This window comes from Sphingomonas sp. J315, assembly GCF_024666595.1.
GTDB lineage: Bacteria > Pseudomonadota > Alphaproteobacteria > Sphingomonadales > Sphingomonadaceae > Sphingomonas.
Genome location: NZ_CP088296.1, coordinates 3569367 through 3593567 on the forward strand (window position 1 = coordinate 3569367; position 24201 = coordinate 3593567).

Sequence of the window (24201 nt, forward strand, 5' to 3'; positions counted from 1 at the left end):
GTCAGCCTAGCGATATCCGAGCAGGGCGCGAAGGCCAGGCGCATGGAAATCGACGAGCGCGCGATGGCGATCCCCCAACCGATCGGGCAATTGCTTGGCAACGCCAGTGAGGTTGTCCCGCGCGGTTCCGCTCTGCGCAGGGTCGGCACCGATACGGACGCGCGCCTGCCAGTCCGTCGGCACCGCGATGCCGCATGCTTCAAGCAATGCGGCGAAATAGGCAGCCGCCGCGTCGGTCTCGGGTTGCCGCGCATGCGCGACCAGATCCTCGAACCTGATCGGATAGACGCTGGAGCCGAGCCAGGCGGCGACGTTCAATTCATACATGCCGTGCAGCGAAGGCTGTTTTCCCGGGATGCCGAAGATCATCATCGTCAGCAGTTCATCGATGCCGAGCGCTCCCGATTTCAGAAATTCGACATTGCCGCTGAACTGTTCGGACAGGAAAAAGCGCGCCTGTGCGATCACCCAGTCATACGGGTCGCGATAGAGAAGGATGCGCCGCGCCGATGCGGTCTCGATGACTGACGCATCGGCGAAAAACAGATGGCCCCAGCTCAGCCTGGGATGTGCCGGATCGAACGCGACGCGGTGGCGCTGGAGCGTCGGCCACTGGATGAAGTCGGCCTGATATTGCTGATCTACGGGAACGAACATTCGCAGGATGTTGCGCAACAGATGGCTGCCGCTTTTGGGCAGGCTGTTGAGAAACACCGGATGGGTCAGCGGTGCCTGGGTGAACTGACGGTTCGCATCATCCAGATTGTCGGGGGTTACGAGGACTTGCGGCATTGCGCGGCCCGACTCCTTTCGTTCGACAAAATGAAAACGGGCGACATGTTACCATGACGCCCGTTCCCAATCATTGATCTTCCTGGATCAGAATTTTGCCGAGACGTTGATGAACGCGCGTCGGCCGACAAAGCTGTACTGCGACGCGGCGACGACCGGGCCGAGCATGCTGATCTGACCGCCGTTCAGCACCGACACGCGCGGCGGGCGGGTGTTGAACAGGTTGCTGACACCCAGCGTGATCTCGAACTTGTCCGCGACTTCCTGGGTGATCGACGCATTGTGGTAGAAGGTCGCGTTGGTGGTCAGCACCGGGCAATAAATGCCGCGGATCGCAACGCCGTCTCCACGGTCGCCGTTGATGCACGGATTGCCGTTATTGTCGGCGAGGAACTCATCCACGTTCGACGTCGCGCCGATCACGTTCATGCCGTAGAACAGCGTGGTCCCGCTGCTCGGCAGGTTCCAGGTCAGGCGGAAGTCGCCGACCCAGCGCGGCGATCCGGCTTCCCCATTGTCGGTCTGAATCGGCGACGTCGGGAGCAGCTGGAAGGTGTCGCGGGTCTGCCAGGTCATGTCGGCGGTGAAGCTGATATTGCCCCATGCACCCAGGTCGCTGCGCACATTCGCGGTGAGGTCGACACCGCTGTTCTGCTGACTGGCAATGTTGATGTACTGATCCGACACCGTGTTGATGTTGAACGGTGCGCCGGTCTGGCCGCGCGTGAAGAGCGAGCAGAGCGGATCGGTCGGGAAACTGGCCGAGTCATAGCAGCCGAAGATGATGCTTGCCGCGCCGAGCTGAGCGACCTGGCCCGACACCTTGATGTCGAAATAGTCGACCGCGATGTTGATGCGCGTGCGGCTGCCCAGGAAGCCCAGTCGCGGAGTCAGGACGCCGCCGATCACGAACGCCTTCGAGGTTTCCGCTTCCAGCTGGCCGATGCCGCCCTGCGAGGAGACCGTCGCCGAGACACCCGACCCGTTATAGGTAGCCGGAATACCCTGTGCGATGCAGTTGTCGCGCTGACGCTGGTTGATCCGACCGGTGAGGAAGCCATTGGTGTAGCCGGCGCACGGGTCGATATTGCGCGAGAACTGGAAGCTCGTCTCGTTCGCCAGGAACTGTTCGAACAGAGCAGGCGAGCGGAACGACGTGCCATAGCTGCCGCGGACGCGGAACCACTCGGTCGGAGCCCAGTTGCCGCCGAGCTTGTAGGTCCAGTTGCCGTTGTCGCTGTCCGAGAAACCGTCCGACGTGCGCGTCGACGTCACGTTGGTGACGCGACCGGCAGCCGAGAGGGACAGTTCGTGGACGAACGGCAGATCCTTGAGCAGGGGCACGTTGATTTCGCCGAACGCTTCCCAGGTCTTGCTGGAGCCGGCAGTGATGCCCGAGGTCGAGGCACCCCATGCGTTGCCCGCACGGGTGATCTCGCCGGGCGTATCGTTGATCTCGTCCCGACGGAAGGCTGCGCCGATCGCGACGCCGAGCATACCACCCGGCAGCTTGAACAACTCGCCCGTGAGCGCGGCTTCACCGGTCCACTGGGTGTAGAGCGTGCGGCCCTCCTCCCAATCGAACAGATAAGCCTTTTGCGCATCGGTGATCTCGCCGCGCAGGAAGTAGGGGTTGGTCCAGGGAATATCGACACACTGGCGACCCGAAACCGGGGTTACCATGCCGACGCACGAACCAATTGATCCAAAGCCCTGCTGGGTGCTGATGTCGTAGGCGTCCTGCAGGATCTGCTGGGTGCGGTAGCGGCCGATGCTGCGGCTGTACTGGCCGTAAACTTCCCACTTCCAGTTGTCGGTCGCGCCGAACGAGCCGCGCAGACCGGCGACGCCGCGATAGTAATCCACCTTCTGGCTGGTATCGCTCTGATCGGTGATCGCGGTCGGGCTGATCAGGTTCACACCGCCGAAGCCGCCACCCCAGTAATTGTAGAGGTTGCCGCCCGGATTGTAGCCGTAGAGGTCGCCCGTGTAGCCAAAGCTCCAGAACTGGCGCCAGCCATTCTGGTAGGTTTCACGACGGTTGAACAGGAATTCACCGAACAGCTCGATCGAGTCGGTGATCTCTTGCGACCCTTCCGCGAACACGGTGTAGAGGTCGGTCTTGGGGACGATGGTCGACTGCTCGACGAACGGGTGATAGGCGTTCTGCACCGCAAGCGATGCGGTGTCGTATCCGGTCGGGAACCAGCCCGCAGGGGCGCTGAAGTCGCCGGGATATGCGGGGGCGCCATAGGCAGGAATGCCCAGCGTTTCACCGGGATACTGGTACTGAAGCAGCACAGTCGAGCGGTTGAACGACGTGTTGCGCCCGGTGTTCGGGCCGCCCGGCCCGTCGAGCTGCAGGTTGTCGATCAGGTTGTAGGTCCAGATGTGACCCCAGCGCAGATCTTCGCACGCGAAGCTGCCGGTGCGCGGATCGACCAGATCTGCGCGCGTCCCGTCCTGACGGAAGGTGTAGGCTTCAGGGCAGGCGAGATAGTCGCGGTCGCCGCGGGTCAGTTCGTTCTGATGCCAATAGTCGGCACCGATCAGGAAGTGGCCCGTGTCCCACTTCTTGCCGAAGATCGCGTTGATGCGGTAGGTTTCGCCGCCGCCGTCGAACGGGGTGGACACGTTCCCCGACAGTTGCAGACCTTCGATATCGGTCTTGGTCGTAATGTTGACCACGCCCGCGACTGCGTCCGACCCATAGACCGACGAGGCACCGGTCTTGAGGATGTCGATGCGCTGCGCGAGCGACGAGGGCAGCACGTTGAGGTCGAAGGACGAGACGCCGCCGCGCGTACCGGCCGGGCCGGCGCGACGGCCATTGAGCAGGACCAGCGTGCGGTTCGCGCCGAGACCGCGAAGGTCGATCGTCTGCGCGCCCGGCCCGCCATTGGTCACGAAGTTCGACGAAAGTGCCGACGTGATCTGGGTCGAACCTGCTGCGATCGGGCTGCTCTGGAGCATCGAGGCCAGGTCGGTCTTGCCTTCCTTCGCGACCAGCTCGGGGTCGATCTGGCTGATCGGATCCGGGCTGTTGAACGGCGTAATGCCGCGAATGCGCGAACCGGTCACGACGACTTCGGCCTCCGACGAGGCCTGAGCGGTGGTCGGTGCCTCCGGTTCCTCGGTTGGCGCTTCCTGCCCGAACGCGGGAGCGGATCCGGTGATTACAAGACCGAATATCGCGATGGAGCGGAGCGCGGTCGCGCTCAAAAAGCTGGATTTCGCCATGACTTGTGTCCCCTGTTACACAATAATCGCTGGATTGTTGCTGCATTGCAGGAAGATGACAACCCGGTTTCGGGCGTGACCACCGATATGGGGCGAGGCTGGAGGCAGGTGTTGCCGCAGGGCCACAGGCGATCGTCGGCGCGCGGGCGTTGCCGGGCGCGGCGCGACTTCGTAAGAGCGACGATAATGAGGGATTCCGCGCGTTGATCGAAATCACTGAAACGGCAGCGACACTGGCCGGCGCGGCGATCGCCGTAACGCTGGCGGGCGGGGCCGCGATGCTGTTCGCCGGACTTCGCGCCCGCGCGCGTGCGGCGCAGTTGATCGATGCAAATGCCCGGCTGCTGGCCCTGGCTGCGGGATCCCCCGCGCTGGCAATGATCGTGCGCGCCGACGGGCGGATCGAATTGCCCATCGCGCTTGCCAATTTGTTCGGGTTCGATGCCGTGCCGACGCAATTTTCCGACCTGATCGACAATGACGCGGTGCTTGCGCCGGAAGATGCGCGGGTGCTGGAGATCGAGGTGAGCGCGACGCAGCGGGCGGGCAAGCCGTTCCGGATGATCCTGCCGGTGCGCGGGGCGAGCCGGACCCTGCTCGCCACCGGAATCCGTGCGCCTGACGCGGTCCGCGCACCGGGCGGGGCGGTGCTGTGGTTCCTTGATGCGACCGAGTCGAGCGAAGAGGTGGCGCGCTTCGCCGCAGAGGCGGACCGTTACCGCATCGCGTTCGACGCGCTGACCGGCCTGATCCAGTCCGCGCCGATGCCGATGTGGTATCGCGATCCCGAGCTGCGCATCGCGATGGTCAACAACGCCTATGTCGAGGCGGTCGAGGGCAAGGATGCCGAGCAGGTCGTCGCGTCCGGCGTCGAACTGGTCGATGCTTCCGCGCCGGGCGGTCCGCTGGCGAGCGCGGCGCATGCGCGCGAGGTCGGCGCGCCGCAGATGGTCAAGCTGCCCGCGACAATCGGGGGCAAGCGTCGCACGCTGCACATCCATGACGTGCCGCTGCCGACCGGCGGGGTCGCGGGCTTTGCCGTCGATGTCGAGGAACTGGAACAGGCGCGCAGCGGGATCAAGCGCGCGAGCGAGGCGCAGCGGTCGATGTTCGACCGGCTGTCCGCCGGAGTCGCGCAGTTCGGGCCGGATCGCGCGCTGGTCTTTTTGCAACCAGCCGTTCCGGCGCATCTTTGAGATGAAGAACGAATGGCTCGCTGATCGTCCCGAGTTCGACCGCATTCTGGAGCGGATGCGCGAGGCGAACCGGCTGCCGGTGGTGCGCGATTTTCCGGGGTGGAAAAATGAGCGGCGCGAGTGGTTCGTCGCGGCGGAGGCGGCGCATGAGGAGAATTGGACGCTGCCCGGCGGCACGCATCTGCGCGTCGTTGCCCAGCCGCTGCCCGAAGGCGGGCTGCTGACGATCTTCGAGGACCTGACCGAGCAGGTTCAGCTGGCGAGCGCGCGCGATACGCTGCTGCGGGTGCGGACGGCGACGTTCGACAATCTATTCGAGGGGCTCGGCGTGTTTGCCGCCGACGGACGCCTTCAGCTTTGGAACAACCGGTTCAAGACCGCCTGGGGCTTTGAAGAGACGTTCGTCACCAGCCATCCGCGTGTCGATGCACTGGCAAAGGAAGTCGCGAACAAGCTTGCCAAGCCGGGTCGCGCGTCACTGATCGGTGATCTGGTGCGTGCCGCGACGGTCGAGCGGCAGCAGCGGGGCGGATCGATCGAGTTCGCCGATGGGCGGCATTTCGAGGTGGCGGCGGTGCCGCTGCCAGATGGCAACGCGCTGTTCACGATGCTCGACATTTCCGACCGTCGGCGGATCGAGAATGCGCTGCGCGAACGCAACGACGCGCTGGAAGCGGCCGACCGGATCAAGACCGCGTTCGTCGCGAGCATGAGTTACGAGCTGCGCACCCCGCTGACCTCGATCAAGGGCTTCGCCGAGATGCTCTACAACGGCTATGCGGGGGTCTTGCCCGAGACGGCGGTCGATTATTCGGGGGCGATCCTGGAGTCGGTCGGGCGGCTCGGCGATCTGGTCGACGATGTGCTCGACCTGACCCGCGACGGCGGTGTGCTGGCGCGCGAGGCGGTTGATCTGGAACTGGTCGCGGGCGCGGCGGTGGAGAATGTCCAGCCGTCGATCAAGACCAAGAAGATCGAGCTGGCGGTGGAGATTCAGGGCAGCGCGGGCAGCGTTCAGGGCGACCCGCGCCGTATCCGCCAGATCGTCGAAAACCTGCTGCGCCATGCGGTGAGCGGAACGGGTGAGGGTGGCCGGGTGCTGCTGCATATCGACGGGTCGGATGCCAGGGCGCGGATCGTCGTGTCGGACGACGGCGCGGGGCTGGCACCGGAGGTCGCGGCCAAGGCGTTCGACCGGTTTGCGCAGGCGGGGATCAGCCGCAATGGCGAACGCGCGCTGCAGCTGGGTCTGCCGCTCGCCAAGCAGTTCGTCGAGGCGCATCGCGGGACGATCGAACTGGTGTCGGAGCCGGGGCAGGGGACGATGGTGGTCGTGGAGCTGCCCCGCGCATGATCGCGCTGGCGGATGCGGCGGCGACCGAGGCGTTTGGGCGCGCGCTTGCCGCACGGGTGCGACCGGGCGATGTCGTGGCGCTGTCGGGGCAGCTGGGCGCGGGGAAGACCAGCATTGCGCGCGGGCTGCTCGCGGCTTTGGGGCTGGAGGGCGAGGCGCCGTCGCCGAGCTTTGCGATCGTCCAACCCTATGAACCGCCCGAAACCGCGATTCCCGTGCTGCATGTCGATCTGTACCGGATCGAATATCCCGATGAGGCCGACGAGCTCGGTCTCGACGATGCCCGCGGCGATTCACTGCTGCTGGTCGAATGGCCGGAGCGATTGCCCGAAGGCACTTGGGCGGACGCCTTGTGGCTGACACTGACGATCGAAACCGACGGTTCGCGCGGCTTGACAGCGCGGGTGCCGGCGGCATGGAAGGACCGATGGCCCCTGTAAGCGACGGCGTGATTTCGCCCCCCGACATGAACCCGCCCGAACGGGCACCGCATTTCCTGGCCGAGATCGGGTGGGGCGATGGAGAGATCCTGCCGCTCGCTGGGGATGCGTCGTTCCGTCGCTATTTCCGGGTGCAGGCACCGGGGCGCAGCGCGATCCTGATGGACGCGCCCCCGCCGCATGAGGACCCGCGCCCGTTCATTTCGATCGCGCGCTGGCTGACCGATCGCGGTTTCGCGGCGCCAACGATCTATGGCGAGGACCTCGATGTCGGGCTCGTCCTGATCGAGGATTTCGGCGACGCGCGGCTACGGGGAGACCGCCGACGCCGCGCCCGAGAGCGAGCTTCGCCTGTACGAGGCGGCGATCGACGTGCTGATCCGGCTGCGCGGGCATGAAGCGGCGGACATCGATCCCTATGATGCCGATACCTGCCAGCGCGAGGCGGCGCTGCTCACCGAATGGTATTGCCCGGCGATTGGCGTGGATGCTGATGTGGAGGGGTATCGCGCGGCGTGGGACGCGGTGCTTGCCCCGGCGCTGGAGGGGCAGCGGGTGACCGTGCTGCGCGACTATCATGCGGAGAATCTGATGCTGATCGAGGGGAGCGAGACGCTGGGCCTGCTCGATTTCCAGGACGCGCTGGCAGGGCATCCGGCCTATGACCTCGTCTCGTTGCTGCAGGATGCGCGACGCGATGTGCACCCCGATCTGGAGGCGGCGATGCTCGACCGCTATCGCCGGATTACCGGGGCAGATCAGGCGTTTGTCGACGCCTATCATGTGCTCGGCGCGCAGCGGAATGCGAAGATCATCGGCATCTTCACTCGGCTGTGGCAGCGCGACGGCAAGCCGCGTTACCCCGGGCTGTGCCCGCGCGTATGGGGCTATCTGGAGCGCGACCTTCAGCATCCCGCACTGGCTCCGGTGAAGGCGTGGTTCGACGCGAACATTCCGGCGCAGCTGCGCGGTGATCCGATGGTGGTGGTGCAGGCGTGAGCACGAAAAAGACGCTGGCGATCCGGCCCGTTCCGGCCGGTGCCGTGCCGCGCACCGCGATGGTGATGGCGGCGGGGCTGGGCAAGCGCATGCGCCCGCTGACCGCGACACGGCCCAAGCCGCTGATCGAGGTCGCGGGCAAGCCGCTAATCGACCATGTGTTCGACCGGCTGCGCAGCGCGGGCGTCGCGCGCGCGGTGGTCAATGTCCATTACCTCGCCGATGCGCTCGAGGCGCATGTCACGCACCGGGTGAAGGATATCGAGGTGCTGGTCTCCGACGAGCGCAAGCAGCTGATGGAGACCGGCGGCGGGCTGGTGCAGGCGCGTGACATGCTGGGCGATGAGCCGTTTGTCTGCGTCAACAGCGACAATCTGTGGGTCGATGGTCCGATCGACGCGATCCGCCAGCTGGCGGCGGCGTGGGACGATGAGCGGATGGATGCGCTGCTGCTGCTCGTACCGCTGGCGCGTGCGCATTGCCATGGCGGGCAGGGGGACTTCCACCTCGATCCATTCGGCAAGATTGTGGGACGGCGCAAGCCGGGGCGGCTGGCACCGTTCGTTTACACCGGGGTGCAGATCCTGTCGCCGCGCGTGATCCGTGACTGGCCGGAAGGACCATTCTCCACGAACCTGTTCTGGCAGCGTGCAATGGAGGCCGGACGGGCGTTCGGCGTGGTGCACCAAGGGCTGTGGTTCGATGTCGGCAGTCCGCCGGCGATTGCGGCGACCGAGGCGGTGCTGGCGGACGGGTGAGTGTGTACATTCGGGTTTCCGGGTGGCGGCTGTTCTGTGCAATATAACCAAATAGGTTCTTGTAGGAAAGCTGGGGGCTGAAAGGCGCAGATTTCTGGCGGTTTTTGGCGTCTGCAAGATTCCGAAGGTGGCGTGATCGCACGAGATGGGGCGGGGCGGTCGCATGAGGCGATGCGAACATGTCGCCGAAGAACGCGCCATCGGTGCCAAAGTGGTCGTGTCGGTCTGTGCGGGAAAAGGCGAGCATGTCTTTTCGGGCGGCTTCGGGGGGATCGACGTTGACCAGAACAAGAAGAAGACCCTCACCCAACCCTCTCCCGCAAGCGGGAGAGGGCTAAGAAGAAGCGGCGCAACGCGTTGTCCTTGCTTGCCTCTCTTTCGTCGCGCGCTACGGTCGGCGGACCGATGACCACCCGCCTCAACCTCTACACCGTCCCGCCGCATCGCGCCTTTGCCGATGCGCTCGCGCAGGGGTTAATCCGGCGGCATGGGGGCGATCCCCTGCGGCTGGCGCGGGGCGTGGTGCTGGTGCCGACCAATCGCGCCAAGCGGACGATCACCGATGCGTTCGTGCGGGCGAGCGGGGGCGGGTTGTTGTTGCCGCGCATGGTGGCGATCGGCGATCCCGAGCTGGACGAGGCGGCGGGGCCGTTTCTCGATCCCGCCGACGATGACGCGCCGATCCCGCCCGCGGTCGATCCGTTGCAGCGGCGGATGATCCTGGCGCGGTTGATCGAGGCGCATGACCGCAGCGTCGATGCGGCGGAGGCGGTGCGGCTGGCGGGCGATCTGGGGCGGACGCTCGACCAGATGCTGGTCGAGGAAATCGCGCCGATTGCGCTGCGCGACGTGGTGCTGCTCGATCATTTGACCGTGCATTGGCAGCGCGCGCTCGACCTGTTCGAAATCGTTCTGGAGAAGTGGCCGCAAGAGCTTGAGAAGCTGGGCCGGATCGATCTGGCCGAGCGGCGCAACCGGTTGCTCGACCGGGTGGCGGGGCGGTGGCGGGCGGAGCCGCCCGGGCGCTTCGTCTGCGCCGCGGGGATTACGACGAGCGCGCCCGCGATCCGCGCGGCTGCTGCGTGTCGTCGCGGGACTGCCGCAGGGGCAGGTCGTGCTGCCGGGCGTCGATCTGGCGATGGCGGATGAGGAATGGGCGATGCTGGGGCCGTTTCCCGCCGATCCCGCGAGCGGACGACGGCGGCGCAGCCTGGAGACGCATCCGCAATTCCATCTGAAGCTGCTGATCGACCGGATGGGGGTGCAGCGCGGGGAGTTCGAGAATTGGCGGGTCGCGACCGAGCTGGATGCGCCGCCCGCGCGCAGCAAGGCGATTGCGAGCGCGATGATGCCGGCCGAGCGCACGACGTTGTGGAGCGACCTGCCCGCGGGCGAGCGGCGATTGGCGGGGGTGCGCGCGCTGGAAGTCGCGACCCCGGCGGAGGAGGCGCAGGGGATTGCGCTGGCACTGCGGCAGGCGCTGGAGGAGCCGGGGCGGACGGCGGCGCTGGTGACGCCGGATCGCGCGCTGGCCAAGCGGGTGGCGGCGCATTGCGCGCGCTGGGGCATTGCAATCGACGATTCCGCCGGGTCGCCGCTGGCGATCCTTCCGCCGGGGACGCTGCTGCTGGCGCTGGCCGAGGCGGCGGCGCAGAATTTTGCGCCGATGGCGTTGCTGGCGCTGCTCAAACATCCGCTGGTGCGCGCGGGCGAGGCGCGGATCGGCTGGCTGGAACAGGTGCGCAGCCTCGATCTGGCGGTGCGCGGGCCGCGACCGCCTGCCGGGCTGGCCGGAGTGACGGCGCATCTGGCCGACCCCGAGGGGTATGACGCGCGGACGCGGGCGCGGGCGATCGAGCCCTGGGCGGAGATCGCGGCGCTGCTGGAGCCGATCGAGGCGGCGTTTGCGGCGGAGTTGGTGCCGCCCGCGATGCTGTTGGCGCAGTTGCGTGAAGGAGCGGAGCGGTTGTGCGGCGAGCGGCTGTGGGCGGGCGTCGATGGTCGCGCGGCGGCGGCGTTGCTCGACGATCTGGAGCGTGAGGCGGTACATGGCCCCGCGCTGATCGCCCCGGCGAGCCTGCCCTCATTGCTGCGGACATTGATGGACGAGGTGGCGGTGCGGCCGCCGCAGGGCGGGCATCCGCGTCTGGCCATTCTTGGCGTGATCGAGGCGCGGCTGCATGCCGCCGACCTGCTGGTGCTGGGCGGGCTCAATGAAGGGGTGTGGCCGGGGCTGCCCGCGCCCGACCCGTGGCTGGCACCGCGTATCCGCAGCGAGCTGGGGTTGCCCGGGCTGGAGCGGCGGATCGGGTTGGCGGCGCATGACCTGGCGCAGGGGCTGGGTGCGCGCGAGGTGCTGCTGACGCGGGCGAAGCGCGATGCGGGGGCGCCGACGATTGCGTCGCGCTTCTGGCTGCGGCTGGAGGCGCTGTCGGGCGGGTTGGAGCGGGCGACCGAGCTGGAAGCCTGGGCGCGTGCGATCGATGTGCCCCGTGAGCACAAGCCGGTCACGCGGCCCGAGCCATGCCCGCCGGTGGCGATCCGGCCGCGATCGATTCCGGTGACCGATGTCGATCGCCTGAAGGCCGACCCCTATGCCTTCTACGCCAAGCGGATGCTGCGGCTGCGTCCGCTCGATCCGGTCGATGCCGATCCGAGCGCGGCGTGGCGCGGGACGGCGGTGCATGACGCGCTGGAGCAATGGGCGCGGCATGATGGCTGTGACCCCGACGCGCTGGAGCCGCGCGTGCTGGAGATGCTGCGCGCGGCGCACCCGATGATGCGCGCGCTGTGGCAGCCGAGGTTGATCGAGGCGGTGCGCTGGATCGTGCGCGAGACGGCGGCGCATCCGGCGCGGCGCATCCTGGCAGTGGAGCAGGAGGGCGGAATCGACATTGCCGGCGTGCGGCTGACCGGCAAGTTCGACCGGATCGACGCGATGGGTGACGGGACGATCGGGATTGTCGATTACAAGACTGGCCAGCCGCCGAGCACGCGAGCGGTGCGGGCGGGCTATAGCTTGCAGCTGGGGCTGTTGGGCCTGATCGCCGAGCGGGGCGGGTTTGCGGGGATTTCCGGGCGCGCGAGCTGTTTCGAATATTGGTCGCTGGCGCGGAAGAATGGCGAGTTCGGCTATGTTGCGACGCCGGTCGATCCGGCGGAGAAATATGGGCGGATGAAGCCCGAGGAATTCGTGCCGACCGCCGCGGAGAATTTTGCCGATACGGCGGGGCGCTATCTGACCGGGGGCGAGGCGTTTACCGCGAAGCTGCACCCCGAATATGCGCCCTATTCGGATTATGATCAGTTGATGCGCCGGGACGAATGGTATGGGCGGGAGCGGCGGTCGTGAGCCTGTCCGCTATCACCCTCACCCTTCCGGCGCTTCGCGCCTCCCTCCCTCTCCCAATGGGAGAGGGAAGGGGCCCGCCGCCGCAGGCGGTGGGGAGGGTGAGGGTGACCAGCTTGAGTGACGACCGTGAGCGGCGTTAATATCTCCGCTCTCCCCCGCTCGCCGGGAGCCAGGGCGCGGCGTCGCAGCCCGAGGCGAGCGTGTGGCTGTCGGCCAGCGCGGGGACGGGGAAGACGCAGGTGCTGGCGGCGCGGGTGTTTCGCCTGTTGCTGCGCGGGGTCGATCCGGGGGCGATCCTGTGCCTGACCTTCACCAAGGCGGGCGCGGCGGAGATGGCGGCGCGGGTCAGCGGGCGGCTGGCCTATTGGGTGCGGGCGAAGCGGACCGAGCTGTTCGCTGATCTGGAGGCGCTCGGCGAACCCGCCGATGATGCGCAGATTGCGCTGGCGCGGACATTGTTCGCCAAGGTGCTGGATGCGCCGGGAGGCGGCCTTCGCATCCAGACGATCCATAGTTTCTGCCAGACATTGCTGTCGGCATTTCCGGTCGAGGCGGGGCTGACGCCGGGGTTCCGGCCGCTGGAGGCGCGCGAGGAAGCGGCGCTGGCGCGCGAGGCGCTGGCGGAAATGCTGGTGACGGCCGAGCGCGAGGGGCGCGGCTGGGTGATCGACGCGGTCGGGGCGCTGAGCCTGCGGCTGGGCGAGGGCAAGGCGGAGGCGTTTCTGAGTGCCTGTGCGCGCGCGCCCGAGGCGATGGCGGCGCTGCCGAGCGGGATCCAGCCATGGTTGCGGCGGGCGTTTGGGCTGCCTTCGGGGGATGTCGCGGCCGAAGCACAGCGCTGGTGCGATGACGAACATTTCGACACAGACGCGGTGCGCCGTCTCGCGGATGCCAACCACGCTTGGAAAACGGCGACCGGAGACAAGGATGCTGCGATAGCCGAGCGCTGGCTCGCGGCTGATCCCGCCGGGCGATTTGAGCAGCTGCGTGACCTCAGCCTTATCGCCCTGAAGAAGGACGGCGATTTCCGGGTATTCAAGGGCAAACTGCTCACACTCGAACCGGATTACGCAGAACTGGCGGTCGCGCTGGGTGAGGCGTGCGTTGCGGTGCAGGGGATGGTCGCGCGGGCGGGCTATGTCGATTGCCTGGCGCAAGGGCTGGCGGCAGGGCGCGAATATGCAGCGACCTATGCGGCGGCGAAGCGGCGCGCGGGGGGCGGTCGATTTCGACGATCTGATTGGCAAGGCGGTTGCGCTGCTCGAACAGCCGGGGATGGGCGACTGGATCCGCTACAAGCTGGATCAGGCGACCAGCCATGTGCTGATCGACGAGGCGCAGGACACCAATGTCGCGCAATGGCGGATCGTCCGCGCGTTGGCCGACGAGTTCTTTGCCGGCGAGGGCGCGCATGGCGAGGAGGTGCGCACGATCTTTGCGGTCGGGGATTACAAGCAGGCGATCTTTGGCTTTCAGGGCACCGACCCGGTCAATTTCCGCGCGGCGCAGCAGCATTTCGACACGCGTGCGGCGGGGGGCGCTGGATACGCTGTCGCTGGTGCACAGCTTCCGCTCGACCGCGCCGGTGCTGGAATTTGTCGATGCGGCGATCGGCGCGCTGCCGCCGCCGGGGATGGGCGAATTTGCCGAGCCTGAGCCGCATGCCAGCCGGGTCGAGGGGCCGGGCACGGTGACCTTGTGGCCGCCGGTGGTGACGGGCGGCGACCCGGAGGATGAGGAAGGCTGGATCGACGATGCGACCCGCGAACTGGCCAACCGGATTGCGCGGCAGATCCGGGAGTGGATCGGTACGCTGGAGCTGGAGAGCAAGGGGCGGACGCTGCGGCCCGAGGATGTGATGATCCTGGTGCGGCGGCGCGGCGAGCTGGCGGGGCTGATCGTCGCGCGGCTGTATGCCGAGGAGGTGCCGGTCGCGGGGGTCGACCGGCTGCGGCTGAATGCGCCGCTGGCGGTGCAGGATTTGCTCGCGGCGGTGCGGTTTGCGTTGCAGCCGGACGATGATCTGTCGCTCGCGGCGCTGCTCGTGTCGCCGCTGATCGGGTGGACGCAGGACGAGCTGATGGTCGCGGCGATGCGCGAGCGCGGGAGCCTGTGGCGGCATCTGCGCGCGACGCAGACGCCGGAGCGGCTGGAGCCGCTGTTCGGGCTGTTGGCGCGGGCGGATGTCATGACGCCGCACCGGTTTCTGGAGGCGATCCTGACCGGGCCGATGGACGGGCGGCGCAAGCTGCTGCACCGGCTGGGGGCGGAGGCGCTCGACCCGATCGAGGAGTTGCTGACGGCGGCCTTGGGGTTCGAGGGGGTGGCGACGCCGACGCTGCAACGCTTCCTCGACTGGTTCGATCGCGGCGATGTCGAGATCGTGCGCGACGCGGCGCAACCGCAGGCGGCGGTGCGGGTGATGACGGCGCATGGAGCGAAGGGGCTGCAGGCGCCGCTGGTGATCCTGGCCGATGCGACCGCCGATCCGGTGGCGGGCAATCGCGGCGATTTTGTCGAGTGGCAGCCGGACGGTGAGGCATTCAAGCTTCCGGTTTTCCGCCCCGGCAAGACCGAGCGGGGCGGGCCGGTCGATGCGGCGGTGAGTGCGGCGGAGGCGCGCGAGCTGGAGGAGCATTGGCGGCTGTTTTATGTCGCGGCGACACGTGCGGAGGAGCGGTTAGTGATTGCTGGAGCGCTGGGGCCGAAGGCGAAGGGTGAGCCGCCGGAGTTGAGCTGGTACACGGCGGCTGCTGCCGGGCTGGATGCGCTGGGCGTGCCGGAGAGTGAAGGCGAGCGGAGCTTTACCGGGCTGGCACCCACGCGAGCGGTGCCGCGCAAGGCGGTTGTTGCCGATGCAGGTGAGGCGGCGGGCGCAGTGCCGGATTGGGCGCGGCGTGCGGCGCCGGTTGAGGCGCGGCCGCCGCGACCGCTGGCACCGTCTTCGCTGGGTGAGGATCTGGTGGCCGATCCGCCTCCCGCTGCGGCGCTGCGGGCGGCGGCGGAGCGGGGGCGGTTGATCCATGCGTTGCTGGAGCGGCTGCCGGTCGTTGCTGCTGAGCGGCGTGAAGAGGTGGCGGAGCGCTGGCTGGCGGGTGCGGGCGGCGTTGATGATGCGGGCGAACGTGCGGAGCTGGCGCGCGCGGCGCTGGGGGTGCTGGCCGAGCCGCGCTTTGCCGATTTGTTCGGGTCGGAGGCGCTGGCCGAGGCTCCGGTCGCAGCAGTGGTCGGGGGCGGGCATGTCGTGTCGGGCACTGCCGACCGGCTGCTGGTGACCGACAGCCGCGTGCTGGTGGTGGATTTCAAGACCGGGCGGCGCGCGCCGGGTTCGCTCGGCGATGTGCCGCCCTATCACGTCAAGCAGATGGCGGCCTATGTCGCGGCGCTGGAGGTGATCTTTCCGGCGCGGGAGGTGGTTTCGGGGCTGCTCTACACCGCGGGGCCGGTGCTGTTCGAACTGCCGGGCGATGTGGTCGCTGCGCACAAGCCGGGCTTCGCGACCGGGGAGCAAAGCTTGGCACTCGATGCTTGAGACCGCGCGGCTGCCGACCCTAGTTAAGCAGCAACAGACAGGAGATTTGAGACATGGCGAAGGCCGTTACCGACGAGAGCTTTGCAACCGACGTGCTGCAGTCCGACAAGCCCGTGATCGTGGACTTCTGGGCGGAATGGTGCGGCCCGTGCAAGATCATCGGCCCGAGCCTGGAAGAGCTGGCCGAGGAGCTGGCCGACAAGGTGACGATCACCAAGCTCAACATCGAGGAAAATCCGGACACGCCGGGCCAGCTCGGCATTCGCGGCATCCCGACCCTGTTCGTCTACAAGGACGGGCAGAAGGTCGCGCAGCAGGTGGGGATTGCCGAGATCAACACCAAGTCCAAGCTGAAGGCGTGGATCGAGAGCGTCGTCTGACAAGATCGCGGGGGCCGGGATTCGGCCCCCGCTTCCTAACTATTCGCGCCAATAATCATGCCGTTCCGCGCCGTCGAAACCGGCCCGAATGCATGCAGCAGCGCTTGAAATCTCTTCCCCGAACCGCACGGGCAAGGGTCGTTTCGACCGAGTTTTTCGATCAGCTCGACGTCGCCATGGACGAAGCGCAGGCCGCGCTTCACATGCGTTTCGGAGGGATAACCCCGCCGCCGCTTTGAGCTACGCTCGAAAGCAGGGGAGGTCGGCGAAGGTGTCGATGCGTGCCATAATGGCCTCCTGTCGCTGACGCGCGATGAGCCGCGCGGGAGGGCCGATAGCAGGCTGACCTCAGCTGCGATAGTCCGCGTTGATCGAGATGTAGCCGTGCGTCAGGTCGCAGGTCCACACCGTGGCGCGGCCTTCGCCGAGGCCGAGGTCGACGCCGATTTCGATGTCCTGGCCCTTCAGATGCGCGGCGACGGGGGTTTCGTCATAGCCTTCGACCGCGAGACCGCCTGACGCGACCTGGACCCCGCCGAAGGTGATCGCGAGCTTGTCGCGGTCGGCGGGTTCGCCGGCCTTGCCCACCGCCATCACGATGCGGCCCCAATTGGCATCCTCGCCCGCGATGGCCGTCTTCACCAGCGGCGAGTTGGCGATGCTGAGCGCGATGCGGTGCGCGCTGGCGTCGCTTTCCGCGCCCTCGACATCGATGCGGATGAATTTCGACGCGCCCTCGCCGTCGCGGACGACGAGGTGGGCGAGCTGGAGGCAGAGATCGGCGAGCGCGGCGCGGAAGGCGTCGGCGCCGTCGCTGTCGTCGTTGGTCAGCGGCGCATTGCCCGCCGCGCCGGTGGCGAAGGCGAGGACGGTGTCGCTGGTCGATGTGTCGCTGTCCACGGTAATGCACGAGAAGCTGGTGCGGTTGGCGTCGGACAGGGCGTGCTGGAGGAAGGCGGGATCGACGGCGGCGTCGGTGAAGACATAGCCGAGCATCGTCGCCATGTCGGGCGCGATCATTCCGCTGCCCTTGATGATGCCGACGAGGTTGACCGTCTTGCCGTCCACGACGGCTGAGGTCATCGCGCCCTTGGCAAAGGTGTCGGTGGTGCCGATAGTGATTGCGGCATCCTCCCAGGTGCAGGGTTCTGCGGCGAAGGCTGCTTCGAGCCCGGCTTCGGCCTTGTCGATCGGGAGCGGGACGCCGATCACGCCGGTCGAGGAGACGAATACGTCCGACGGCTGGCAGTTCAGGTGCCCGGCCACGCGCGCGGCGATGGCTTCCACGGCGGCGCGACCGCGATTGCCGGTGAAGGCGTTGCTGTTGCCGGCATTGACCACCAGCGCGCGGGCCTTGCCCAGCGGGAGCGCTTCGCGGCACCATTCGACTTCGGGCGACGGGCATTTGCTGGTCGTCGTGACGCCCGCGACCGCCGTACCCTCGTCCAGCGTGACGAAGGTCAGGTCGCAGCGGTCCCATTGCTTGTAGCGCGCGCGGGCGACGCGGAGCGTGACTCCCGGGATGGCGGGCAGGGCGGGGAAGGCGGCGGGGGGCGAGGGGGGAGCGGGTCATGGAGGCGACCTAGCTTCCCCCGCGGCGCGGATCAAAGCGATTCGCATTGCCTGCACACCCTGATCCGATTTGTAGAGCATTGATCTAGAGCAATAATCCATTTCTTCTTGACGTAGGCGAAACGAAGCGCTTCGCTGGCCCTCGACAGGGAGCGATTGGGAGACGGGACATGAGCAAGTTGAACTGGATCGGCGGACTGGTGGTCGCGGGCGCGGCGTTCGTCGCGGTGCCTGAGGTACAAGCGAATACACAGCGCAATTGCGCGGTGGACAGTGTCGCGGTGATCGACGCGCGGATGCACATCAAATGTGCGCCCATCCCCGGCATCGGTCATACCCACGCGATTTACTATTTCGCGCTCAACCTGACCGAAGGGCCGGCCAAGGTGCAGAGCCTGATCGCGCTTGCCATCGCCGCCAAGCAGCAGGGCAAGCCGATGGTGCTGTGGTTCGACATGAACGATTACAAGAGCGTGCCGGGGTGTGCGGGCAGCAATTGCCGCAAGCTGCGCGGCGCGGCGATGGAGTAGCTTCCTAATCCCCTCCGGCAAGGGAAGTGTAAGCGCAGCTGACAGAGGGGGATGCAGGGTATCGGATTGAGCCGGGAAGGCTCAGCCGTCCTCCCCTCCGTCGCCTTCGGCGCCACCTCCCTCTGGCGGGGGGGAGATCGATTTATCACCCCAGCGCCCCCGCCGCGCTCAGCACCGCGCGGACGCTGGCGGTGGCGACGTCCTCGTCGATGCCGACGCCCCAGACGGTGCGGCCGTCGGGAGTGCGGCATTCGACATAGGCGGCGGCCTGCGCGGTCGAGCCATGGCCGATCGCGTGTTCGGCATAGTCGGCGATGTCGAGATCGACGCCGAAGCCTTCGCGGATCGCCGCGACGACGCTGGAGATCAGGCCGTTGCCGCGGCCGCTGACCGAGCGCGCGACACCATCGACCTCGATCGCGCCTGCGAAGATGCGTTCGCCATTGGTGGCGCGGGTCTCGTCATAGGCGCCGAGCGTGAAGCGCTGTGGCTGCATCAGGCGGTAGGCGGACTGGAAGGTCGCCCAGATATCCTGCGCATTCAGCTCGCGGCTGGTTTCGTCGGCCATGCGCTGGACGTGGCGGCTGAAATCGGCCTGGAGGCGCTTCGGCAGCTTCAGCCCCTTGTCCTGTTCCAGCACCCAGGCGACGCCGCCCTTGCCCGACTGCGAATTGACGCGGATCACCGCCTCGTAGCTGCGGCCGAGATCGGCGGGATCGATCGGGAGATAGGGCACCTCCCACAGATCGTCGTTGCGCGCTTCCTGCGCGGCGAAGCCCTTCTTGATCGCGTCCTGATGGCTGCCCGAAAAGGCGGTGAAGACGAGGTCGCCGGCATAGGGCGTGCGCGGGTGGACGGGGATGTTGGTGCAATATTCGACCGTCTTCACGACTTCGTCGATGTCGTTGAAGGTCAGGCCGGGGTCGATGCCCTGCGTGTACATGTTCATCGCCACGGTCACGAGGTCACAATTGCCGGTGCGCTCGCCATTGCCGAGCAGGCAGCCCTCGACCCTGTCGGCACCCGCCATCATCCCCAGCTCCGCCGCTGCTACGCCGGTGCCGCGGTCATTATGGGTGTGCAGCGAGATGACGACGCTGTCGCGATTGGGGATGTGGCGGCAGAAATATTCGATCTGGTCGGCATAGATGTTGGGTGTCGCCGCCTCGACCGTCGCGGGCAGGTTGAGGATCAACGGACGCTCGGGCGTGGGCTGGAGCACGTCCATCACCGCGGCGCAGACCTCGATCGAGAAATCGAGTTCGGCGGTCGAGAAGGTCTCAGGCGAATATTCGAACTGCCAGTCGGTGTCGGGCTGTGCCGCAGCACCGTCGCGCAACATGCGTGCGGCGTCGGTGGCGATCGTCTTGACCTCGTGGCGCTCCATGCCGAACACGATGCGCCGCCAGGCCGGGCTGACCGCGTTGTAGACATGGACGATCGCCTGTTTCGCGCCGCGCAGGCTCTCGAAACTGGTTTCGATCAGGTCGCGGCGCGCCTGGGTGAGCACCTGAATGGTGATGTCTTCGGGAATGCGTCCGTCGCGGACAAGGCCGGAGATGAAGTCGAACTCGGTCGCGCCGGCGCTGGGGAAGCCGACCTCGACCTCCTTGATCCCGACGCGACAGATCAGGTCGAAGAAGCGCGTCTTCTTCTCCGCATCCATCGGGTCGATCAGCGCCTGATTGCCGTCGCGCAGGTCGGTCGAAAGCCAGCGCGGCGCCTTGGTGATCGTGCGGCTTGGCCATTGGCGATCGGGCAGATCGACCTGGGGGAAAGGGCGGTATTTGACGCTGGGGTCGCGCAACATCGGACTTCTCGCTTCGGGTATCGGGCGGTCGGGGAGGGGGATTGCTCTGCCCTTAGGCCGTGTGCGCGGCGCATGGCCACGCAGAATCCACGCCCTAAGGGCGGGTAAGTCGAAGCAGAAGAAGGCTGCGATACGGCAACATTATGCGAGCCGCTTAGCCCGAAGGCGCAACAAAAGTCCAGTCCCCCTTGTGGTGATACTTAGAAACGGCGATTGTAAGCTCGTTCCGACCCCGCAACGGACGGGCGGAGCGAGAGGATGCGCATGACCCGACCAACCTTGGCGCGCGTGCTGACGATCATCGGCGCGCTGCTGCTGCTCTACGCGCTGCTTGGCAATTATCTGGTTTTGCCGGGCTATCTTCGCTTCCTCGCGCGGGAGGGGAGCGGCGACGCGCCCTCGACCGCGGCGTTCGTGATCGGTGCGGTGAAGACAATCAGCTGGATGCTGTCGGTCCAGCTGGCGGTTCTGTGTCTCGGTACCGCGCATGCCTTGCGCGCGGGGTTGCGGGCCGGGTGGTTTGCGGGTGCGATGGTCGTTTGGATCGGCCTGTGGTCGATCCCCAGCCTGCCTGCGCCGGGCGGCTGGTTCTATGCCGGGTTCGGCGCGGTGCTCCTCGTCGCGATTGGCTGGACGCTCGCGCAGGGGCGTGCACCCGAGCGCGCGGATCGGGGGCGGCTCGCCTTCCTGTTCGCGATGTCGTTCTTCGCTTTGGCGACGTGGGAGGTGTGCGGGCTCGGCAGTGCCGGGCGGATGTTGCGCCCGGATGAGGCGACCGATTTCTCGCTCAACCTGCTCGTCACGCAAAGCAGCAAGCTGATGATCGAGCTGGTCATTGCATGGATCGCGCTGGCGCTGAGCCTGCGACGCTAGGGCGTAATGGTGCGACCGGAGGTGCGCGCTATCATTCTCTAAACCTTTGAGGTGTAACGATAGTCCCGGGCGGGGGCGAAGGGACAATCATGTATCAGCTTATGTATATCAGCAGCGTCCGTGCCGGCACCCAGGTCGAGGTGGCGCCGATCCTGCTCGCCTCGCGCCGCAACAACGATCGCCACGGGATTACCGGCTTTCTCTACGCCGACGGGCGCCGGTTTCTGCAGGTGCTGGAGGGGCCACAGGACGCGGTCGAGCAGACCTTTGCCCGGATCGCGGCGGATCCGCGCCATTGTGCGATCGTCATCCTGTCACGCCGGGCGATCGAGATGCGCGAATTTGGCGACTGGGCCATGGCGCATCGCGTCCCCGGAGCGGAAAGCGATGCGCTGATGGCGCAGATTGCCGACCGGCTGAGCACCGCTTCGCCGAATGTCCGCGCCACGTTTGAGGGCTTTGCGAAGATCCGGCGCGCGGCGTGACGCCTACTTCTGGAAGGCGGCGGCGATTTCCAGCTTGACCTCGTCGCTGACCAGCGGGACGGCATAGCCCAGGCCAAAGTCGCTGCGCTTGATCGTCGCCTCGGCCTCGAACCCGACATTCTCCTTGCCGCCCATCCGCTCGGGCGCCTTGCCCGCGCCGTAGAAGTCGACGTCGAGCGTCACCGGCTTGGTGATGCCGTTGAGGGTCAGATTGCCGTGCACCTTCGCCTCGTCGCCGTCGGAATCGACGACGACATGGTGCGAGACGAACTTGGCGTCAGCGGGGGCGGAGCCGAAGAAATCGGGCTTGCCGCCGTCCTTGCCGTCACGCAGCAGATGCGCGGTGAAGCCGGGGACGCCGGTGACCATCTTCGACACCGGGATCGTCACGTCTACCTTCGACGCGCCGGGGTTCTTGGGATCGAGCTCCAGTGTACCGGTCACCTGACCGAACAGGCCCCAGAGGGGCGAGAAGCCGAAATGGTTGACCTCCCACTTCACCAGCGTGTGGCTGGCATCGACGGTGTAGCTGCCGCCGGTGATTGCGGCCTTGTCCTTCGATCCGGGCATTTGCTGCGCGACGATCGGGGTGGCGATGGCGGTGGCGGCGATCAGGCTGGCGATCACGAGGCGCATGGGTCGGTCTCCGGATAGCGGGAAGGCGTCGCGACAATGCGCGACGCCCTCAAGATGTTCAAATGGCGATGTGCGAACGCAAGGTTTCCCGAACTGCGATCAAAGCTGCGGGAGGATCAGATATTTCTCCCCCGTGGCGCGGCGATTATAGGCGGCGATGGTCGCGGGCTGGACCGCGTCCTCAAGACTGATCCGGTTGCTGTAGCTGCTGGCGAAGGTGGTGCGGATTTCGGCGGCGACCTTGGCGCGCATCCGCATCACTTCCTCCATGCCGGCTTCCATCAGGTACGGGGTGAGCAGCCAGCCGCCGATGCCCCATTTCATGCCAAAGCCGCGGGTGATCTCGGTCGGGGCCATGCTGAGCCCGCCATAGATATAGACCTGCTTCATCGTCGACGAGCCATAGGGGCCATTCGCCGGGTTGGTGCGGACTGCTGCAGCCTCCATCGCCGTGAGGATCTGGCCGGCGAGTTTGCCGCCGCCGATGGCGTCAAAGGCGAGGAACGCCTGGGTTTCGGCGATGGCGTCGGTGAGCTGGGCCATGAAGTCGGGCGCGCTGCTGTCGATCACATGCGTCGCGCCGAGATCGCGGAGCAGCAGCGCCTGGGTCTGGCTGCGCACGATGTTCACCAGCGGCACGCCTTCGGACAGGGTCAGCTTGACCAGCATCTGCCCAAGATTCGAGGCGGCGGCGGTGTGGACGAGGCCGGTATAGCCCTCGCGCCGCATCGTGCCGACCATGCCCAGCGCGGTCATCGGATTGACGAAGGACGAGGCGGCTTCCTCCGCGGTCACGCCATCGGGGAGCACCAGGCAGTCGCGGGCGCGCAGCAGGCGATATTGGGTGTAGAAGCCGCCGCCCGCCGCCGCGACGGTCTTGCCGACCAGCGCCTGGGCCGCGGGGTCATCGCCCGCCGCGACGACTGTGCCCGCGCCCTCATTCCCGATCGGCAGCGGCTTTCCGAGGCGCGGCGCGACATGGCGGCGCAGCGCTTCGGGGATTTCCGCGCGCGCGCCATAGCCCAGCGGGGCGAAGGCATTGGAGTCGGCGACGCTGAGCATGACCGCGAGGTCCGAGGGGTTGATCGGCGTTGCCTCGACCCGGATCAGCACTTCGTCGCCACTCGGCTGCGGGACCGGCATGTCGCGGAGCGCGAGTTCGAGGCCACCATCGTCGGTGACGGTCGAAAACAACTGCTTCGCCTGTGCGGGGATCGGGTGGGTCATGGCATCCTCCTTATGTCGTTGCATGCGGCATACCGTGAATTCGAAACAGGGATCAATGGGGTGGCGTGGATTTGCGCGGCAGGGGCATTGCCCCTCGCATCCCGTTCCAGTTTACGTTAAGGTGAAGCTATGACGCGCGCAGCCATTCCGTTCGAAGTCCCGATCCCGGTCGATCCCGCCGACATCGATTTCATGGGGCATGTCAACAACGCCAGCTACCTCAAATGGGTGCAGGAAGCGGTGTTGACGCACTGGCAGAAGCTGGCCCCCGCCGAAGAGGTCGCGAAGCATCTGTGGGTCGCGCTCAAGCACGAGATCACCTATCGCAAGCCCGCTTTCCTCAACGATGAAGTTGTCGCGACGGTTCTGCTTGAAAAGGTGCAGGGCGTCAGCGCTTTTTACGAGACGATCATCCGCCGCGGCGACGATGTGCTGGCCGAGGTCAAGTCACGCTGGTGCTGTGTCGACGCGACGACGCTGCGCCCGGCGCGGATCGCGGAGCATATCGTCGAGCATTTCTTCGGCAAGCGCGAGGGTTAGAGCCAGCGCGGAACGCGGTGCGCGTAGTTGATATAGGATACGCCGAACTTGTCCGCCATGTAGCGTTCCTCGCGGGCGATCACGCCGTAGTGGATCGTGAGGATCAGCGGGATGAACAGCCACAGCACGACAGGTGCGTTGGCGGCGACAGCAAGACCGAGATAGATCAGTGTCATGCCGAGATACATCGGGTTGCGCGTCCAGCGATAGACGCCCTGCACGACAAAGGCGGTGGTCGGCTGCCAGGGCGGGGCGGGGGTGCCCGCCGCCTTGAACCGCACGAGCGCGGCGGCGATCAGTCCGAGACCGGACAGGAGAAACAGCGCGACGACGGTCCAGCGAAGTGAATCGGGCATATCGAGCCCCTGCGTCCTCACTACCAGATACTCGAGCGCGATTCCCGCGATCAGATAGCCGAGAAAGATCAGCGGCGGCGGCGCGATCACGCCGGGAATGTCGGACTTGGTGTCGGTCATGGGCCGTTC

Annotated in this window: 15 protein-coding genes and 4 pseudogenes; 11 read left to right on the forward strand and 8 right to left on the reverse strand. The window is 66.7% G+C overall.

Features of this window, described 5'->3' with window-relative positions; genetic code table 11:
• Positions 1-6: 6 nt before the first annotated feature.
• Complete coding sequence (locus tag LRS08_RS18080) at positions 7-792, reverse strand: hypothetical protein (protein ID WP_257845868.1); 786 nt, start codon at positions 790-792, stop codon at positions 7-9.
• Between the two features lie 87 nt (positions 793-879).
• A complete protein-coding gene (locus LRS08_RS18085; RefSeq protein ID WP_260481084.1) occupies positions 880-4032 on the reverse strand; it encodes a TonB-dependent receptor domain-containing protein in 3153 nt (1050 codons plus the stop codon).
• Between the two features lie 203 nt (positions 4033-4235).
• Between LRS08_RS18085 and LRS08_RS18090 the strand changes: the two are divergent.
• From LRS08_RS18090 to trxA, 7 genes and pseudogenes are all read left to right on the forward strand, one after another.
• Positions 4236-6582: pseudogene (locus LRS08_RS18090) on the forward strand (PAS-domain containing protein).
• Positions 6579-7022 carry a tRNA (adenosine(37)-N6)-threonylcarbamoyltransferase complex ATPase subunit type 1 TsaE gene (tsaE, locus tag LRS08_RS18095; RefSeq protein ID WP_257845866.1) on the forward strand — a complete coding sequence of 148 codons (444 nt, stop codon included), beginning with the start codon at positions 6579-6581 and terminating at the stop codon, positions 7020-7022. The pseudogene LRS08_RS18090 and the gene tsaE overlap by 4 nt, the downstream one beginning before the upstream one ends.
• Positions 7023-7048: 26 nt before the next feature.
• A pseudogene (locus tag LRS08_RS18100) lies at positions 7049-8021 on the forward strand (aminoglycoside phosphotransferase family protein).
• A gap of 59 nt (positions 8022-8080) precedes the next feature.
• Positions 8081-8779 (forward strand): nucleotidyltransferase family protein, encoded by a 699-nt coding sequence (locus tag LRS08_RS18105; RefSeq protein ID WP_257846186.1) that lies wholly within the window; start codon positions 8081-8083, stop codon positions 8777-8779.
• Between the two features lie 405 nt (positions 8780-9184).
• Positions 9185-12131: pseudogene (addB, locus tag LRS08_RS18110) on the forward strand (double-strand break repair protein AddB).
• Positions 12132-12331: 200 nt separating this feature from the next.
• A pseudogene (gene addA / locus LRS08_RS18115) lies at positions 12332-15663 on the forward strand (double-strand break repair helicase AddA).
• A 53-nt stretch (positions 15664-15716) separates the two neighbouring features.
• Positions 15717-16043: a thioredoxin gene (gene trxA / locus LRS08_RS18120; RefSeq protein WP_066664623.1), complete on the forward strand. Its 327-nt coding sequence runs from the start codon at positions 15717-15719 to the stop codon at positions 16041-16043.
• Positions 16044-16078: 35 nt separating this feature from the next.
• Here trxA and LRS08_RS20410 read toward each other — a convergent pair whose 3' ends face one another.
• Positions 16079-16246 carry an SEC-C metal-binding domain-containing protein gene (locus tag LRS08_RS20410; protein ID WP_374581532.1) on the reverse strand — a complete coding sequence of 56 codons (168 nt, stop codon included), beginning with the start codon at positions 16244-16246 and terminating at the stop codon, positions 16079-16081.
• 145 nt (positions 16247-16391) lie between these two features.
• Positions 16392-17576 carry a bifunctional glutamate N-acetyltransferase/amino-acid acetyltransferase ArgJ gene (gene argJ / locus LRS08_RS18125; protein WP_257846185.1) on the reverse strand — a complete coding sequence of 395 codons (1185 nt, stop codon included), beginning with the start codon at positions 17574-17576 and terminating at the stop codon, positions 16392-16394.
• A 209-nt stretch (positions 17577-17785) separates the two neighbouring features.
• Between argJ and LRS08_RS18130 the strand changes: the two genes are divergently transcribed.
• A complete protein-coding gene (locus tag LRS08_RS18130) occupies positions 17786-18145 on the forward strand; it encodes a hypothetical protein (protein ID WP_257845864.1) in 360 nt (119 codons plus the stop codon).
• A gap of 145 nt (positions 18146-18290) precedes the next feature.
• Here the strand turns inward: LRS08_RS18130 and leuA are convergent, their stop codons facing one another.
• The gene (gene leuA, locus LRS08_RS18135; protein WP_257845863.1) at positions 18291-19955 is read right to left on the reverse strand and encodes a 2-isopropylmalate synthase; all 1665 of its coding nucleotides are present in this window, start codon (positions 19953-19955) and stop codon (positions 18291-18293) included.
• A gap of 264 nt (positions 19956-20219) precedes the next feature.
• On the opposite strand from leuA, the gene LRS08_RS18140 reads away from it, so the two are divergent.
• Entirely contained in the window at positions 20220-20828 is a 609-nt protein-coding gene (locus LRS08_RS18140) for a hypothetical protein (protein WP_257845862.1), read from the forward strand.
• Between the two features lie 89 nt (positions 20829-20917).
• On the forward strand, positions 20918-21313 hold the full coding sequence (locus tag LRS08_RS18145) for a BLUF domain-containing protein (protein WP_257845861.1): 396 nt from the start codon (positions 20918-20920) through the stop codon (positions 21311-21313).
• Between the two features lie 3 nt (positions 21314-21316).
• Here the strand turns inward: LRS08_RS18145 and LRS08_RS18150 are convergent, their stop codons facing one another.
• Entirely contained in the window at positions 21317-21949 is a 633-nt protein-coding gene (locus LRS08_RS18150; RefSeq protein ID WP_260481085.1) for a YceI family protein, read from the reverse strand.
• Between the two features lie 99 nt (positions 21950-22048).
• On the reverse strand, positions 22049-23176 hold the full coding sequence (locus LRS08_RS18155; RefSeq protein WP_257845859.1) for a zinc-binding dehydrogenase: 1128 nt from the start codon (positions 23174-23176) through the stop codon (positions 22049-22051).
• Positions 23177-23305: 129 nt separating this feature from the next.
• On the opposite strand from LRS08_RS18155, the gene LRS08_RS18160 reads away from it, so the two are divergent.
• Complete coding sequence (locus tag LRS08_RS18160; RefSeq protein WP_260481086.1) at positions 23306-23716, forward strand: acyl-CoA thioesterase; 411 nt, start codon at positions 23306-23308, stop codon at positions 23714-23716.
• Here LRS08_RS18160 and LRS08_RS18165 read toward each other — a convergent pair.
• Positions 23713-24192: a methyltransferase family protein gene (locus tag LRS08_RS18165; RefSeq protein ID WP_257845858.1), complete on the reverse strand. Its 480-nt coding sequence runs from the start codon at positions 24190-24192 to the stop codon at positions 23713-23715. The genes LRS08_RS18160 and LRS08_RS18165 overlap by 4 nt on opposite strands.
• Between the last annotated feature and the right edge of the window lie 9 nt (positions 24193-24201).